The organism is Mycobacterium sp. (assembly GCF_047975165.1).
In the GTDB taxonomy this organism is placed as follows: Bacteria; Actinomycetota; Actinomycetes; order Mycobacteriales; family Mycobacteriaceae; genus Mycobacterium.
Window position 1 is genome coordinate 1 of sequence record NZ_JBKECZ010000145.1, and the last position, 16,161, is coordinate 16,161.

Below are 16,161 nucleotides of genomic sequence, written 5' to 3' on the forward strand. Positions count from 1 at the left end.
GTCGCGTCGATCCGGCCGAGCGGCCAGGTCTCCTTCAGCACCCGGTCGGTGAGCTGGTCCACCTCCGCCTGCAGGCCCTGGCGGCGGGTACCGTCGTTGACGGCCTGCAAACTGCTGCTGACCTCGGCGAGTTGAGACTCGGCCTGATCCCATTGGCCCTGGGCGATCATCTGTTCGACCTTGGCCAGCTCGGCCTTGGCGGACAAGACGATCTCCTCGTCGCCGATCTGCTGGTCGTCGAACATCATCGCGTGCAGTCCGTACAGGAGATCGCCCGGCTTGGCGTCTGCCACCACGGCACCGAAACCGCTCAGCGCCAGCACCGTTGCTGCCACCGACCCGACGGCGGCAAGGCCACGGCGACGCTGCGGACGCGCCATGCCCTGGCGCAGCACGACCTCGGCCTCCGCCTGCGAGACCAGCGCGCTTGCCGGCGGCCATCTGAGGTCGTCGCGCCAGTCGCCGAGCAGATCGGCCAGTGCCCGGTCCTGGAAGTCGTCGGGGTCGTCCAGTTCGACCTGTGTGCGGGCGGCCAGCGCATCCAGCAATAGGTCTGTCTGCGCCACCTCATCCAAGGCGGGCTGGTCACCATTGAAGTTGAATCCGGAATTACGCATACTCACCTGCCGCGACGAGTTCGTCCTTCAACCGTTGAAGTGCGCGATGCTGGGCCACCCGAACAGCTCCCGTGGTGCTGCCGACGGCGGCGGCGGTCTCTTCGGCGCTCAGGCCCACGACAACGCGCAGGATCAGGATCTCGCGTTGCTTGGCGGGCAGGATATCGAGCAGATCGTTCATCCGGGTTACCGAGTCGGCCTCGATGGCCAGCTGTTCCGGACCCGCGTCGTAGGACCTGCGTTCGGGCACCTCTTCGGCCGGATACGCGCGATCCCGGCCGGCGGCCCGATGAGCGTCGGCAACCTTGTGTGCCGCGATGCCGTACAGGAAAGCCAGAAAGGGGCGTCCTCGGTCCCGGTACCGCGGCAGCGCCGTTATCGTGGCCAAGCACACCTCCTGAGCCACATCGTCGGCTGACATCCCGCCCCGGTCGACCGTGCCGACTCGCGCTCGGCAGTAGCGCACAACGATCGGGCGGATGGTTTCCAGCACCTCCCGAAGCGCGTTCCGGTCCCCTGCCGCGGCCTCGCCGACTGCGGTATCGAGACGTTCTCCCTGCATTGTCATCGACGGCGGTCTCTCCAAAGTCACGAACCGAACACATACCGGGCAAACTCACTGATCGACAGATATCGGGCGGGCGAGCTATTGCGCAACGCGCCAGGTACCGCCTGCGCTTTGCACTTCACCAGCGCAAATATCCCTAATTTTTGACAGTTCCGGCAGCCCCTGTGCCTCAACCGTGACGCTTCCGGTATCCATCAGCAAGCATGCCAGGGCCCAGCGCAAGGGGATGAGCCGGTGATATCCGGCGTCGTCGAGCGCCGCGTGGGCGACGTCGCGCGCCCGGTCGACCCGCCCGGAACTGCACAGCGCGGCTGCGAGCACCACATCGCTCTTGACCCGATGGCGCACCGATCCACCGGCCATCCGACGTGCCCTTTCAACCGCTTCCCGGGCATTGCCGACGGCCGTCTTGCCATCCCCGGACGCCATGGCCAGCTCTGCGCCGACCCACCGCCTGCGAACAGCCAACCGGTCCGCCGACACCTCCGGCAGGTCCGCGGCTTCCAGCGTTGCGTCCACGCGGGCCAGCAAAGTTCCCGCAGCGGCGAAACGGCCGACGCCCAACGCATCGGCCGCCAGCCCGAGCAGCGCGTCAACGCGGGCATGTGGGTCGGCGCCCGCCAATGCCAGGGCTCGGCCATCCCAGCCGCGGGCCAGCGTGTGCCAGCCGAGTTGCCGCAGGAAGGACCCGCGGGTGCTGTAGGCCAGGGATGCCAACGGGCCGGTTGCGACTCGGCCGCGAAGCCGTGCGAGGTCAGTGTATGCACTGGCGTAGCGCCCCTGCCCGCCGGCGGCGACGGCACGCAGCCAAAGCTGGTACGGAGTGGCCGCTGTCGGAAGCGGCCAGCTGCCCGGGTGCGCGCCGAACGCGGCATCGCGAAGTCTGGCCTCGACGTCGGCTGCAGGGCCGGCTGCAGAACCTGCGGCAGGGTCGGCGGCAGGGCCGGATCCACTCACGGCGACGGCCGCACCGGGTTCCACTGATGAATCACCGGTGCGATTGTCGCCCATACCGGGTTGCCACTCAAAGCCCTGGCTTCACACTCGACGGTGTCCGCGGTGACTTCGCGCCCACCGACCACCGACCACCGACCACCGACCACCGACCACCGACCACCGACCACACCCCCAATCGCGAAGAGCCGAAAATATTGCGGAGTAGGAACCGCGCAGGTGCCGCAACGCGCATTGTGCGATCGTAAATTGTTTATGCGTTTCGCGTTGCCGATAAATTAACACCCCGAGCCGGCCATCTGTATCGCAGACATCGCATAGTTGCCATCTGAACTGGGGCTATGGTGCGTCTATACCCGTCTGCCCAGCATATTCGACAGTGTCCGGACCTGCCTCTGGTGAACCCTGCGTTAATTCTTGACCACGACGGCGGACTTTTACCACAGCAAAAGCCTATTGACGACAATTAAACTCCACTTCCAACGTCTATCGTATTCGTTGTAGTCATCGGTGACACCACTGCCGCTTCCGCTGCACGATTCGCCTTGGCCCCCCCGATAGAACACCCACGCAGTACCCGGGCCTTCGGCGGAAACCGCACAGAGAGGGGATCAGCAATGCCGCAGCCACACCAGCTACCCGGGCCGAACGCCAACCTCTGGAACTGGCAGTTGCAGGGGTCGTGCCGCGGTGCCGACTCATCTGTTTTCTTCCATCCCGACGGAGAACGCGGCAACACCCGTATCCAACGCGAACTGCGCGCCAAAGAGATCTGTCGGCGCTGCCCAGTCATCGACGCGTGCCGCAGTCACGCCCTCGGTGTCGGCGAAGCCTACGGAGTGTGGGGTGGCCTGTCGGAGTCCGAGCGCGATGTGCTGCTCAGGGGTCCCGTCGGACGGGGTCGCGGTATCCGCCGTTCGGCTTGATCACCGCTGCATCAGCCGCCGCATAACGGGAGCGCCCCCGGCCAGGACCGGGGGCGCCTCGTTGAGCTCACTCAGTGATGGTGATGGCCGTGGCCGTGACCGTCGTCCTCCGGCTCTTCCGGCTTCTCCACCACAGCCGTCTCGGTGGTCAGCACCATCCGGGCCACCGAAGCCGCATTGAGCACCGCCGACCGGGTCACCTTGACCGGGTCGACGATCCCCTCGGCGGCCAGGTCCCCGTAGGTGCGGGTGGCGGCGTTGAGGCCCTGCCCTGCGGGCAGCTCGCTGACCTTGTGGACCGCCACGGCCCCGTCGAGACCGGCGTTGGTGGCGATCCAGTACAGCGGTGCGGCCAACGCCTCGTAGAACACGTCGACACCGAGCCCCTCGTCACCACCGCGCGCTTCGCTGCGCAGTGACGCCAGCGCACCGCGAGCCTGGATCAGCGCGGACCCGCCGCCGGTCACGATGCCCTCCTCGACGGCAGCCTTGGCCGCCGCGACGGCGTCGTCGACGCTTTCCTTTCGCTCCTTGAGCGCGGTTTCGGTGGCCGCGCCGACCTTGATGACGGCCACGCCGCCGGCCAGCTTGGCCAGCCTCTCGGCCAGCTTCTCGCGATCCCATTCGGAGTCACTGGCCTCGATCTCGCCGCGCAGCTGCTTGATGCGGTTGGCCACCGCGTCCTTGGACCCCGCACCGTCGACGATGATGGTGTCGTCCTTGTTGACCACCGCCCGGCGGGCGGTGCCCAGGACGTCGACACCGACATCGCGCAGCACCAGGCCGGTGTCGGGGTTGACCACCTCGGCGCCGGTCACGATCGCCAGGTCTTGCAGAAACGCCTTGCGGCGGTCGCCGAAGTAGGGCGCCTTGACCGCGACGGCCTTGAGGGTCTTGCGGATCGAGTTGACCACCAGGGTGGCCAGCGCCTCGCCCTCGATGTCCTCGGCGATGATCAGCAGCGGCTTGCCGGCCTCGGCGACCTTCTCCAGCAGCGGCAGCAGGTCGGGCAGCGAACTGATCTTGTCCTGATGCAGCAGGATCAGCGGGTCGTCGAGCACGGCCTCCTGGGCGTCGAAATCGGTCACGAAGTAGGCCGACAGGAAGCCCTTGTCGAAGCCGACCCCCTCGGTGAATTCCAGCTCGGTGTCCAGGGTGGACGATTCCTCCACGCTGACCACGCCGTCGGCGCCGACCTTGGTCATCGCCTCGCCGACCAGCTGGCCGATATGCGCGTCGCGCGAGGACACCGTCGCCACCTGCGCGATGGCATCCTTGCCGCTAACCGGGGTGGCCGCGGCCAGCAGGGCGTGCGACACCGCGTCGGCGGACTTGCTGATTCCCAGTCCCAGCGCAATCGGGTTGGCGCCCGCAGCGACCAGCCGCAACCCACCCTTGACCAGCGCTTGGGCCAGCACGGTCGCGGTGGTGGTGCCGTCTCCGGCTACGTCGTTGGTCTTGGTGGCCACCGACTTGACCAGCTGGGCGCCCAGGTTCTCGAACGGGTCTTCCAGGTCGATCTCGCGGGCGACGGTGACGCCGTCGTTGGTCACCTGAGGCCCGCCGAAGGATTTGGCCAGCACCACATGTCGCCCGCCCGGGCCGAGGGTCACCTTGACCGCGTCGGCGAGCTTGTTCACGCCGGCTTCCATGGCGCGCCGCGCCGTTGTGTCGTACTCGATGATTTTGCTCATGAGGCTCCTTAGCCCAAGTCTTTAGCCCGACTCCCAACGTGTTCCGCCCCGGAGATCACCCGAGCGCACAGCGCGGGGATATCCGGGGCGGAACACGGTGTCTTACTTACTCTTACTTGTTGACGACCGCCAGCACGTCGCGCGCCGACAGGATCAGGTACTCCTCGCCGCCGTACTTGATCTCGGTGCCGCCGTACTTGCTGTAGATGACGGTGTCACCCTCGGCCACGTCCAGCGGAATCCGCTTTTCGCCGTCCTCGTCCCAACGGCCGGGGCCGATGGCGACGACGGTGCCCTCCTGGGGCTTCTCCTTGGCGGTGTCAGGGATGACCAGACCGGATGCGGTCGTGGTCTCGGCCTCGTTGGCCTGTACGAGAATCTTGTCCTCGAGTGGCTTGATGTTCACCTTCGCCACGATTGGAGCCCTCCTGAATCGGGTTCGGGGCATGCGCCCCGACCGGAGTTGACGGTTGGTCCGGGGAGACCCCGAACCGTCCGAATTACCAGATGATTCGGCATTCGTCCGGTGTCCCGACGCCGTCGTCGCGGGTGCCGACGCCAGGACTGACCGAATGCCACCTAGCACTCTATACATGAGAGTGCTAGCACTCAAGGCCGGGTGGGTGCTTCCGCTGTCGGCGAACGGGACGGCCGCCGAACGGCCACCGACAGCGCCGCCAACCGCGCCGCCCACGGCCCCACCATCACGACACCTGGCTGTCGACCACGGGCAGGCCGGGGTCGGTGGCGACGTCCAGCGGCGACGGTTCGGCCCCGGCGGCCACCAAGTGCGCGGCGAATGCGGCGATCATCGCGCCGTTGTCGGTACACAGCCGCGGCCCGGGGATTCGCAGCGCCAGCCCGGCCGCGGCGCAGCGCTGCGCTGCGAGTTCCCGCAGCCGCGAATTCGCGGCCACTCCCCCGCCGATCAGCAGGGTGGACACGCCCAACTCGGCGGCCGCGCGCACCGCCTTGCCGGTCAACACGTCGGCGACCGACTCCTGGAATCCCGCCGCCACGTCCGCTGCCTGGAAATCCGGGTTGCGCTCGACGTAGCGGGCGACCGCGGTCTTGAGCCCCGAGAAGCTGAATGCGTACGGGTCGTCGGCCGGGCCGGTCATGCCGCGGGGAAACACCACGGCGCCGGCGTCCCCGGTGCGGGCGAGTTCGTCGAGCACCCGGCCACCCGGGTAGCCCAGACCCAGCAGCCGCGCCACCTTGTCGTAGGCCTCGCCGGCGGCGTCGTCGACGGTGCCGCCCAACTCGACCATCGGCTCGCCCAGCGAACGCACGTGCACCAGGTGCGTGTGCCCACCGGACACCAGCAGCGCCACACACTCCGGCAACGGGCCGTGCTCGTAGACATCGGCGGCCAGGTGCCCGCCCAGGTGGTTGACGGCGTAGAACGGGACCCCCCAGGCCGCGGCATACGCCTTGGCCGCCGCCACACCGACCAGCAGGGCACCGGCCAGGCCCGGCCCGACCGTCGCCGCGACAGCGTCCGGCTTTTCCACCCCCGCCGTGGCCAGCGCGCGGCGCATCGCCGGACCGAGCGCCTCCAGGTGTGCCCGGGAGGCGATCTCGGGGACCACCCCGCCGAAGCGCACATGCTCGTCGACGCTGGAGGCGACCTCGTCGGCCAGCAGCGTCACGGCGTCGTCGGCGTGCAGCCGCGCAATACCGACACCCGTTTCGTCACAGGAGGTCTCGATGGCCAGGATCACCGTGTCAGCGGCGGTCACCGCACCGCCTCCCGGCGCATGGTGTAGGCGTCGGCACCGCTGACCCGGTAGTAGCGCCGCCGCAAACCGATCTGGGCGAAGCCGGCGCTGCGATACAACGCGATGGCCGCGTCGTTGTCGGTGCGGACCTCCAGGTACACCACACCGCCGCCGGCGAAGCGCAATAGTTCCTCCAGCAACCAGCGGCCGATGCCGCGTCCCTGATATTCGGGATCCACACCCAGGGTGTGCACCTCGTACTCGAACGGTGCGACGCGGCCGAGCCGGGCGATGCCGGCATAGCCGACCAGCGTGGCGCCGCGCCGCGCCCCCACATAGTGGTGGGTCTTACTGGCCAGCTCCCGCTGGAAAGCGTCCGCGGGCCAGGGATCGTCGCCCTCGAACAACAGGGCTTCCAGTTGGGCACACCGGTCGGCGTCGGTGCAGGTGAGCGGTCCGAGGGTGACGGGCGCGCCGACGGGATTGATCATCGGCGGGCCGCCATCGGCTTGGCGTCCGGGCGGCGCAGGTACAGCGCCACCAGTGGCTCGGGGGGGACCGACCAGTCGCCTACCGCCCGCACCAGCCCGGCCGGCGTCGGACAAACCGGATCGCGGCACGGCAGTCCGAACAGGGCCGCATGCTCGGGCGAACCCGCAACGGCGCGCGCGGCACCGGGGTCGACGTCGGCCGGGGCGGCCACCCCGGGCCCACCGGTGCGTACCCCGTCGCGGTAGCGCGCCCAGTAGACCTCGCGGCGGCGGGCGTCGGTGACCACCAGTGTCTCCCCGGTGGTGAGCACACCGATGGCGTCCAGGCTGCACACGCCGTGCACCGGAATTCCCAGCGCGTGACCGTAGGCGGCCGCGGAGGCCATGCCGGCCCGCAGTCCGGTGAACGGGCCGGGGCCGCAGCCCACCACGACGGCTCCCAGGTCGGCCATCGTCAATCCCGCCCCGGCCAGGGCGTCGAGCACGTTGGGAGTCAGCCGTTCGGCGTGCGCGCGGGCGTCGACGGTGACCCGCTCGGCCAGCACCGCGGATTCGCCGGCGACACCGGCGCCGACCCTGACGATCCCGGCGGTGACGGCCGGGGTCGAGGTGTCCAGGGCGAGCGCTATCTCCGGGGGCATTGCAGCTCCTTGTCACCGTCCGCCTCGCCGTCCGCCTGGCCGTCCGCATCACCGTCCGCATCACCACTGTCGGCGTGCACCCATTCCCAAGTCGCGTCTCGCACATCGGAATTTCTCACCCGCCGCAGCCGGATATCGAGGTGACGTTCGGCGAGTCTTTCGACCAGCCCTTCACCCCACTCGACCACGACCACCGCGTCGCCGAGATCGGTGTCGAGGTCCAGCGAGTCCAGTTCGCCGAGTAGATCCGCACCCGGATGGTCCAGTAGCCGGTAGACGTCGACGTGGATCATCGCCGGGTTGCCGGGCTGTCGTGCCGGATGGACCCGCGCCAGCACGTACGTCGGCGACGTCACCGGGTCTTCGACGTCCATCGCTTCCGCAATTCCCTTGGCCAGCAGGGTTTTTCCGGCACCTAGCGGCCCGGATAGCACCACCACGTCCCCCGGGCGCAGCTGTTCGCCCAGCCTGAATCCCAGGGCCACGGTGTCTTCCGGACGCGCCAGGGTCGCCGCACCCGCCTCGGCGGCTTGAGTTTCCTCAGGGCTCAATGGATCCGGCCTCGCGGTAGCTCCGAACGATGCGGCCCCGGATGCCGGTCACCACCTCGTAGTGGATGGTTCCGGCCAGGTCGGCCCAGTCCTGCGCGGTGGGCTCCCCGTGGGTGCCCGGCCCGAACAGGATCGCGTCGTCGCCCTCGGACACATCCGGTTTGCCCGGCCCGAGGTCGACGACGAACTGGTCCATGCATATTCGGCCGACACCGCGCCGGCGCCGACCGTTGATCAATACCTCCAGCCGATTGCCCAGCGACCGGATCACCCCGTCGGCGTACCCTATCGGCAGCAGCGCGATGTTGGTGTCGCGTTCGGCGATCCAGGTGTGACCGTACGACACCCCTTCTCCAGCTTTGATCGATTTAATCAGTGCGACAGGGCATTTCACGGTCATAGCCGGTATCAGTCCCATGTTACCGAGCCTGGGGACCGGGCTCAGGCCGTACACCGCGATTCCGGGCCGCACCAGATCGAAGGCCAGGTCGGGCCGGGCCATGGTGGCCGAGGAGTTCGACAGATGAGCCACCTCGAATTGCACGCCCGCCTCACACGCATAGGCCAGCATGTCCCGGAACCGCTGGGCCTGCACGTCGTTGATGGCCTGGTCGGGGGCGTCGGCGAACACCAGGTGCGACATCAGGCCGCGCACCCTGATTGCGCCCTCGGCCACCGCGGAACACAGACCGGCCAGCACCGCCGGGAAGTCGGCCCCGGATACCCCGTTGCGGTTGAGCCCGGTGTCGACCTTGACGGTGACGGTGGCGCTCACCCCGGTCCGGTGCACAGCGTCCAACAGCTCGTCGAGTTGACGCACCGAGGAGACCGCGATCTCGACGTCGGCGTGCAGGGCCGGCCCGAAATCGAAGCCGGGCGGATGCAGCCAGGCCAGGATCGGGTCCGCGATACCGCCGGCGCGCAGCGCCAGTGCCTCCTCGACGGTGGCCACCCCGAGTTCGGCCGCACCCGCGGCCAGGGCGGCATAGCCGACCCTGGTGGCACCGTGCCCGTAGCCGTCGGCCTTTACCACGGCCATCACCTGTGCCGCACCGGCGTGCTCGCGCAGCACCGCCACGTTGTGTGCGACGGCGCCGAGGTCGACGACGGCCTGCGCCAGGGCACCGGGCGCCGCGGCGGTAAGCGGAGCGGACACGCCCGTCATTGTCCCAGAGTCGGGCTCCGGTACCGCCGACACACCGTTTCCCCGGGCCGGGCGGCCCGCTACCGCACGCCGGTCAGTGCGAGAAGTGCTGGGCGTCGAAATGCCCGCCCGGCTTCACCTTGTCGAGACTGGCCAGCGATTTCACCGTATCGTCGTACAGCGCCGCGGCCAGGTCGGTCGAAAACCCTTCGCGGACGACTACCCGCAGAACGGTCACATCGGTGGCGTTGTCAGGCATCGTGTAAGCGGGCACCTGCCAGCCGAACGTCCGCAGCTCATGGGAGACGTCGAACTCGGTGTACCCGCGGTCCGCGGCGAGCCGGAAGCTGACCACCGGGATCGCCGAGCCGTCGGTGATCAGCTCACAGTGCCCGCTGGCGCGCAGCTCGTCGGCCAGCCACCGCGCGGTCTGCGACAGCGCCTGCATCACCTGGGTGTATCCGGCGCGCCCGAGGCGTAGGAAGTTGTAGTACTGCGCCACCACCTGATTTCCCGGCCGGGAGAAGTTGAGGGTGAAGGTCGGCATGTCGCCGCCGAGATAGTTGACCCGGAAGACCAGATCCTCCGGCAGGTATTCACCGCTGCGCCACACCACAAATCCGATACCGGGGTAGGTCAGACCGTATTTGTGGCCGCTGACGTTGATCGACACCACCCGCGGCAACCGGAAGTCCCACTTGAGCTCCGGGTGCAGGAACGGCACCACGAAGCCCCCGCTGGCGGCATCCACGTGCACCGGGACGTCCACACCCCCGCGCGCCGCCAACTTGTCCAGCGCGGCGCAGATACCGGCGATCGGCTCCAGCTCACCTGTGTAGGTGGTGCCCAGGATCGCCACCACGCCGATGGTGTCCTCGTCGACGGCGTCGATCACCTGTTCAGGGGTGATGACGTAGCGCCCCTTCTCCATCGGCAGATATCGCGGTTCGACGTCGAAGTACCGGCAGAACTTCTCCCACACCACCTGCACGTTGGAGCCCATCACCAGGTTGGGTGTGCGGCCCTTCCAGCCGTCGCCTCCGGAGCCGACCTTCTCGCGCCACCGCCACTTCATCGCCAGACCGCCTAGCATCACCGCCTCGCTGGAGCCGATGGTGGAGACGCCGACCGCACTCGATGGGTCGCTGTCACTGAGGTTTTCGGCGTGGAACAGGTCGGCCACCATGGACACGCAGCGCTGCTCGATTGCCGCGGTCGCCGGATACTCGTCCTTGTCGATCATGTTCTTGTCGAAGGTCTCGGCCATCAGCTTGCCGGCTTCGGGGTCCATCCAGGTGGTGACGAAGGTGGCCAGGTTCAGCCGCGAACTGCCGTCGAGCATGAGTTCGTCGTGGATGAAGCGGTAGGCGGCGTCGGGCGCCATCGGCTCGTCGGGCAACCGCAGCGCCGGCACCGGCGAATTGAACAGGCGACCGGTGTAGGCCGGTGCTATCGAATGGGTGGCCTTGGACGGATGGCTGTTGGACACGGGAATCCTTTCGGTTGCGGGTTTTCGTGCGGGTTTTCCCGCACGTCAGGGCGACTAGAGGCCTGCCAGAGCCCCCCTGATGTGATGCAGAATCCGCGATGCCGAGGTGGGGGCCTCACCCGGCCCGGGATCGGCGGCAGACAGCGCCGCGGCACGCGCGTGCACGAACGCCGCAGTCGCGGCCGCCTCGGCGGGTGGCAGTCCGGAGGCCAGCAAGGCGCCGATCATGCCGGCGAGCACATCACCGGAGCCCGCGGTAGCCGCCCACGACTGCCCGGCCGGGCTCAGGTACACCGGGCCACCCGGATCGGCGATCACGGTGACATTGCCCTTGAGCAACACGGTGGCGCCGAACGTGTCGGCCAGTTTGCCAGCGGCACCGACCCGATCATCCCCCGGCGGAGCGCTGGCCAGCCGGGTGAACTCGCCGGTGTGCGGTGTCAGGATCGTCGGCGCGGTCCGGTCGGCCACCAGTTCGGGGTGGGCGGCGAGCATCGTGAGCGCGTCGGCGTCGACGAGCACCGGCAGGTCGCTGTCCAGCGCGAACCACAGTGCGGCGGCCGCCTCTGGTTCCGAGGTACCCAAGCCGGGACCGACCACCCACGCCTGCACCTTCCCGGCGGCCGACGCGGTGGGTGAGACGATCACTTCCGGCCAGCGCGCGAGCACCTGGTCTCCGGCACTGCCGGCGTAGCGCACCATGCCCGACTGCGTCGCCACCGCGGCACCCGTGCACAGCACCGCCGCACCCGGGTAGGTCGACGACCCGGCCAGCACACCCGTCACGCCCTGGGTGTACTTGTCGTCGCGGGGTCCCGGAACCGGCCAGCGCGCGAGGACGTCGGACTCCTCGAATCCCAGAACGTCGGTGTCGGGCAGGTCGAGTCCGATGTCCACCAGCGCGACGCGACCGCAATCGGCCAGCGCGTGCACCGGCTTGAGACCGCCGAAGGTGACGGTGGCCGCGGCGCGCACCGCGGGGCCGGTGATCGCGCCGGTCGCGACGTCGATTCCGCTGGGGATGTCGACGGCGACCACCGGGATTCCGGCTTCGGCCACCCGGGCGAACACCTCGGCCGCGGCCGGCCGCAACGGCCCGGACCCGGAGATACCGACCACCCCGTCGATCACCAGATCGGTTGCCGCACTGATATTTTGCACGCATTTTCCGCCGGATTTGCGGAACGCCGCCAGCCCCTTGCCGTGAGTGCGGCCGGGATCGAGCAGCACTGCGTCGGCCGCAGCACCGCGGCGGCGCAGGAAGGTGGCCGCCCACAGCGCGTCGCCGCCGTTGTCACCGGAGCCGACGACCGCGCATACCCGCCGGCCCGCGACCCCACCCGTGCGGGCGGTCAGCTCGCCGATGATCTCGGCCGCCAACCCGTAGGCCGCGCGGCGCATCAGCGCCCCGTCCGGCAGACGGGCCAGCAGCGGCGCTTCGGCGTCGCGGATCTGCTGTGCTGAAAAGTAATGCCGCATCGGCTAACCCGTTCCCACCATCATGAATGCGCTTCGGGGGAAGCAACACCCCGGAGCCTGGTTCCGACCGACGCCGGACTCCAGGGGGTACGTGCGCGCTCGCCGGCCATCGGAAGGAAGGCCAGGCCGACGAGCAGTGCCACGAGATGACCGACGGCGGTGAAACTCAGCTCGATGCGGTCCATCGTCACCACCGGGAAGCCGAAAATGAGAAACAGCACAGCGAGATAACCCCAACGCCACGGTCGGGCGATGCGGTACGCCAACACGCCCATCACACCGACCAGGAAGTAACTCACCCCGATGTCGCGGGCGTGCACATACGTCGCGGAAGCGTCGTGCGATTCGATCGCCAGGTAGAGCAACCCCTCGCTGGCATAGGTGGCAATGATGTGCGACACCAGTCCCACTGTCAGCCAACGCAATTGACCGAGCCACCGCTCCGCAGGGGCGAGAAATAGGGTGAACAACACCAGGTACGGCTCCAGGCTCCGGCCGTCGATCCACAGCAGGCTGCCGAACAGCACACCCAGCGGATCGGTAGCCAGGGCCGCGATATTGGTGGATTGGTGCAGAAGCAGCGACTGCAGCTCCCGGCCGGTCAGTACATTCTGAATGATCGTGGTGACGACCAAGGCGAGCAGCCAGATGTAGGTCAGCGGGGCACTGATGATGAAGCGCCACGCGGCGAGCACCGTGCCACGCAATCGCGACGGCGCCCATGTTGTCACCACCTATTTACTTTTTCACGGCCCTGGTCGCGTCGTACATCCCGGGTTTGCCGCCCGTCCTATTCGACCGTGACCGACTTGGCCAGATTCCGCGGTTTGTCGACATCGTAGCCGCGGGCCCGCGCCACCGAGGCGGCGAACACCTGCAGCGGGATCGTCGACAAAAGCGGCTGGAGAAGCGTTGAGACCGAGGGGATTTCGATCAAATGATCGGCGTAGGGCCGCACCGTGTCGTCGCCTTCCTCGGCGATCACGATGGTCACCGCCCCGCGGGCCTGGATCTCGCGGATGTTGCTCAGCAGCTTGGCATGCAGCGTGGCGGACCCCTTGACCGACGGCATGACGACGATGACGGGCAGTTCGTCCTCGATCAGCGCGATGGGACCGTGCTTGAGCTCCCCGGCCGCGAATCCCTCGGCGTGCATGTAGGCCAGTTCCTTGAGCTTGAGCGCACCCTCCAACGCCACCGGATAGCCGACGTGGCGGCCCAGGAACAGCACCGTCGAGGACTGGGCGAACCGGTTGGCCAGGTCGGACACCGGGTCGGCCGCGGCGATTACCCGGGCCACCAGGTCCGGCATCGCCTCCAGCTCGCGGTATTCGCGCTCGACCTCGTCGGGGTACTTGGTTCCGCGGGCCTGCGCCAGCGCCAGCCCCACCAGGTAGTTGGCGGCGACCTGCGCGAGGAAGGTCTTGGTCGATGCCACGCCGATCTCCGGGCCGGCACGGGTGTAGAGCACCGCGTCGCATTCGCGCGGGATCTGCGAGCCGTTGGTGTTGCACACCGCCAGCACCCTGGCCTTCTGCTCTTTGGCGTGCCGGACCGCCTCCAGGGTGTCGGCGGTCTCGCCGGACTGGGAAATCGCCACCACCAGCGTGCTGCGATCCAGAACCGGGTCCCGGTAACGGAATTCACTGGCCAGTTCCACCTCGACGGGCAGTCGCGTCCAGTGCTCGATCGCATACTTGGCCAGCAGTCCCGAGTGGTAGGCGGTGCCGCAGGCCACCACGAACACCTTGTCGATCTCACGCAGTTCCTGGTCGCTCATCCGCTGTTCGTCCAGCACAATCCGGCCGTCCACGAAGTGGCCGAGCAACGTGTCGGCCACCGCGGCAGGCTGCTCGGCGATCTCTTTGAGCATGAAGTACTCGTAGCCGGCCTTTTCGGCCGCGGCCAGGTCCCAGTCGATATGGAACTCGCGGAAATCCCGTCCGGGTTGCAGGTCGTCGTTGCCGTCGAAGTCGGTGATCCGGTAGCCGTCCGCGGTGATCACCACCGCTTGGTCCTGCCCCAGTTCGACAGCGTGACGAGTGTGTTCGATGAACGCGGCGACGTCGGACCCCACGAACATCTCGCCGTCTCCGACACCGACCACCAGCGGCGTGGACCGGCGCGCGGCGACGATGGTGCCTGGATCGTCGGCGTTGGCGAACACCAGCGTGAAGTGGCCCTCGAGCCTGCGCAGCACGGACAGCACCGATGCCGCAAAGTCGCCGGCGGTCTCGCCGTGCCGGAAGGCGTGCGCGACCAGGTGCACCGCGACCTCGGAATCGGTCTCGCTGGAGAACTCCACACCTGTGTTCTCCAGCTCCCGGCGCAGGCCCGCGAAGTTCTCGATGATGCCGTTGTGGACGACGGCGATGCGGCCCCCGGCGTCCAGGTGCGGGTGAGCATTGGCGTCGGTGGGACGGCCGTGGGTAGCCCACCGCGTGTGGCCCAGGCCGGTGGTGCCCGCCAGTTCGGCCGGGCTCATCTCGGCGACCGCGGCTTCCAGATTGGCAAGATGACCGGCCCGGCGGCAGACGGTGATCCTGTCGTTCGCGCCCACCAGCGCGATGCCCGACGAATCGTAGCCGCGGTATTCCATCCGGCGCAGTGCGTTCATCACGACGTCGCAGGCACGGCGGTGCCCGACATAACCGACGATTCCGCACATTCTGACCAGGGTAGTGCAGACCGGCCCGCGCACCCGTCACACCCGATACGACCTGGGCCGATACCGGTTCGCAACGGTCCTCGGGCCCGACTGGACCCACCCGCCCCACCACCGCTACCGTCAACGGGTGGCCCGAACCCGCAAGCTCTTCTCCGCCCTGTGCCGCCGCGGCCCACATCATGTCTTGCGCGGCAATCTGGCCTTTGCCGGACTCCCCGGGGTGGTGTACACCCCGGAAGCAGGGCTGAATCTTCCCGGTATCGCCTTCGCCCACGACTGGCTGGCCCGCAGCGCGCGTTACGCGGGGCTGCTGGAGCATCTGGCATCCTGGGGCATCGTGGCCGGCGCGCCAGATACCCAACGCGGTCTGGCGCCGTCGGTGCTGACCATGGCGGCCGATCTCGGCGCTGCCCTCGACATCGTTTCCAGTGTGCGGCTGGGGCCGGGCAACATCGGCGTGCACCCCGCCAGGCTCGGGCTGGTAGGCCATGGCTTCGGCGGTTCGGCCGCGGTTTTCGCGGCGACCGGTTCGACGGCCAAGCCCGCGGCCGTGGCAGCCCTGTTCCCGACGGTGACGGCTCCCCCGGCCGAACAGCCCGCCGCATCGCTGGACGTTCCGGGTTTGATCCTGAGCGCCCCGGCGGACCCGCTGGCCCTGAACTCCAACGCCCTGGCGCTGTCACAGGCATGGGACGCGGCGACGCTGCGCATCGTCAGCAAAGCAGAGGCCCGCGGCCTGGTCGAAGGCCGGCGCTGGGCTAACGCGGTTGGGCTTGCGGGCTCGCATCGCAAGACACAGCACACGGTGCGGGCGCTGCTGACCGGCTACCTGCTCTACACGCTGGGCGGCGACAAAACCTACCGCGACTTCGCCGATGCCGATGCGGCACTGCCCAAGACAGATCCGGTCGATCCCCAGGCGCCGCCGGTGACCGCCGAAGAGAAGATCGCAGCCCTGCTGAAATAGCCGCTGTCGCTGGAATATCGTTCTTGCGGTCGGGTGTACCGCCGACAGCCGTGTTCAGGGCGGGGTCCACTCGCACTTTCGCGCCCTCGGTGCAGAGTCAGTGCCACCGCCGCCCAGGCGCCCGCCCCCTGCACGTTCACTCTGCACTCAGGGCGGGGTCCACTCGCACTTTCGCGCCCTCGGTGCAGAGTCAGTGGGCCAGGCTTGCGTCCAACGGTGGTGTCGATGCGTTCGGCCTCGGCCAGGAGCAA

Annotated in this window: 16 protein-coding genes; 2 read left to right on the plus strand and 14 right to left on the minus strand. The window is 68.4% G+C overall.

Translation table 11 applies throughout. From position 1 onward, the window contains the following. The 3 genes from ACK5M9_RS13575 to ACK5M9_RS13585 all read right to left on the minus strand — a co-directional run. Positions 1 to 617 (minus strand): anti-sigma-D factor RsdA (locus ACK5M9_RS13575; RefSeq protein WP_416893681.1); only part of this gene is annotated, 617 nt, incomplete at its 3' end. Further along, positions 610 to 1,185 carry a sigma-70 family RNA polymerase sigma factor gene (locus ACK5M9_RS13580; RefSeq protein WP_416893695.1) on the minus strand — a complete coding sequence of 192 codons (576 nt, stop codon included), beginning with the start codon at positions 1,183 to 1,185 and terminating at the stop codon, positions 610 to 612. The genes ACK5M9_RS13580 and ACK5M9_RS13575, both read right to left, overlap by 8 nt. Before the next feature lie 78 nt (positions 1,186 to 1,263). Then, entirely contained in the window at positions 1,264 to 2,142 is an 879-nt protein-coding gene (locus tag ACK5M9_RS13585; protein WP_416893682.1) for a hypothetical protein, read from the minus strand. Positions 2,143 to 2,756: 614 nt separating this feature from the next. Here ACK5M9_RS13585 and ACK5M9_RS13590 point away from each other — a divergent pair. Continuing rightward, a complete protein-coding gene (locus tag ACK5M9_RS13590; RefSeq protein ID WP_416893683.1) occupies positions 2,757 to 3,065 on the plus strand; it encodes a WhiB family transcriptional regulator in 309 nt (102 codons plus the stop codon). 71 nt (positions 3,066 to 3,136) lie between these two features. On the opposite strand, the gene groL is transcribed toward ACK5M9_RS13590, so the two are convergent. From groL to glmS, 11 genes are all read right to left on the minus strand, one after another. Further along, positions 3,137 to 4,759: a chaperonin GroEL gene (gene groL, locus ACK5M9_RS13595; RefSeq protein WP_416893684.1), complete on the minus strand. Its 1,623-nt coding sequence runs from the start codon at positions 4,757 to 4,759 to the stop codon at positions 3,137 to 3,139. A 112-nt stretch (positions 4,760 to 4,871) separates the two neighbouring features. Beyond that, on the minus strand, positions 4,872 to 5,174 hold the full coding sequence (gene groES, locus ACK5M9_RS13600) for a co-chaperone GroES (protein WP_416893685.1): 303 nt from the start codon (positions 5,172 to 5,174) through the stop codon (positions 4,872 to 4,874). Positions 5,175 to 5,463: 289 nt separating this feature from the next. Then, positions 5,464 to 6,501 carry a tRNA (adenosine(37)-N6)-threonylcarbamoyltransferase complex transferase subunit TsaD gene (tsaD, locus tag ACK5M9_RS13605; RefSeq protein WP_416893686.1) on the minus strand — a complete coding sequence of 346 codons (1,038 nt, stop codon included), beginning with the start codon at positions 6,499 to 6,501 and terminating at the stop codon, positions 5,464 to 5,466. Then, the gene (gene rimI, locus ACK5M9_RS13610) at positions 6,498 to 6,971 is read right to left on the minus strand and encodes a ribosomal protein S18-alanine N-acetyltransferase (RefSeq protein ID WP_416893687.1); all 474 of its coding nucleotides are present in this window, start codon (positions 6,969 to 6,971) and stop codon (positions 6,498 to 6,500) included. The genes tsaD and rimI overlap by 4 nt, the downstream gene beginning before the upstream one ends. Continuing rightward, on the minus strand, positions 6,968 to 7,612 hold the full coding sequence (tsaB, locus tag ACK5M9_RS13615) for a tRNA (adenosine(37)-N6)-threonylcarbamoyltransferase complex dimerization subunit type 1 TsaB (protein ID WP_416893688.1): 645 nt from the start codon (positions 7,610 to 7,612) through the stop codon (positions 6,968 to 6,970). The genes rimI and tsaB overlap by 4 nt, the downstream gene beginning before the upstream one ends. Then, positions 7,597 to 8,163: a tRNA (adenosine(37)-N6)-threonylcarbamoyltransferase complex ATPase subunit type 1 TsaE gene (tsaE, locus tag ACK5M9_RS13620; RefSeq protein WP_416893689.1), complete on the minus strand. Its 567-nt coding sequence runs from the start codon at positions 8,161 to 8,163 to the stop codon at positions 7,597 to 7,599. Before tsaE ends, tsaB begins: the two co-directional genes overlap by 16 nt. After that, positions 8,153 to 9,328, minus strand: coding sequence for an alanine racemase (gene alr / locus ACK5M9_RS13625; protein WP_416893690.1), 1,176 nt, complete (start codon positions 9,326 to 9,328; stop codon positions 8,153 to 8,155). Before alr ends, tsaE begins: the two co-directional genes overlap by 11 nt. A 73-nt stretch (positions 9,329 to 9,401) precedes the next feature. Continuing rightward, a complete protein-coding gene (locus ACK5M9_RS13630; protein ID WP_416893691.1) occupies positions 9,402 to 10,796 on the minus strand; it encodes a glutamate decarboxylase in 1,395 nt (464 codons plus the stop codon). Positions 10,797 to 10,850: 54 nt separating this feature from the next. Then, positions 10,851 to 12,275: an NAD(P)H-hydrate dehydratase gene (locus tag ACK5M9_RS13635; protein ID WP_416893692.1), complete on the minus strand. Its 1,425-nt coding sequence runs from the start codon at positions 12,273 to 12,275 to the stop codon at positions 10,851 to 10,853. Between the two features lie 20 nt (positions 12,276 to 12,295). Further along, positions 12,296 to 12,982, minus strand: coding sequence for a rhomboid-like protein (locus ACK5M9_RS13640; RefSeq protein WP_416893696.1), 687 nt, complete (start codon positions 12,980 to 12,982; stop codon positions 12,296 to 12,298). Positions 12,983 to 13,065: 83 nt separating this feature from the next. Further along, positions 13,066 to 14,943: a glutamine--fructose-6-phosphate transaminase (isomerizing) gene (glmS, locus tag ACK5M9_RS13645; RefSeq protein WP_416893693.1), complete on the minus strand. Its 1,878-nt coding sequence runs from the start codon at positions 14,941 to 14,943 to the stop codon at positions 13,066 to 13,068. 127 nt (positions 14,944 to 15,070) lie between these two features. Between glmS and ACK5M9_RS13650 the strand changes: the two genes are divergently transcribed. Further along, entirely contained in the window at positions 15,071 to 15,910 is an 840-nt protein-coding gene (locus tag ACK5M9_RS13650) for a dienelactone hydrolase family protein (protein ID WP_416893694.1), read from the plus strand. Positions 15,911 to 16,161 lie beyond the last annotated feature (251 nt).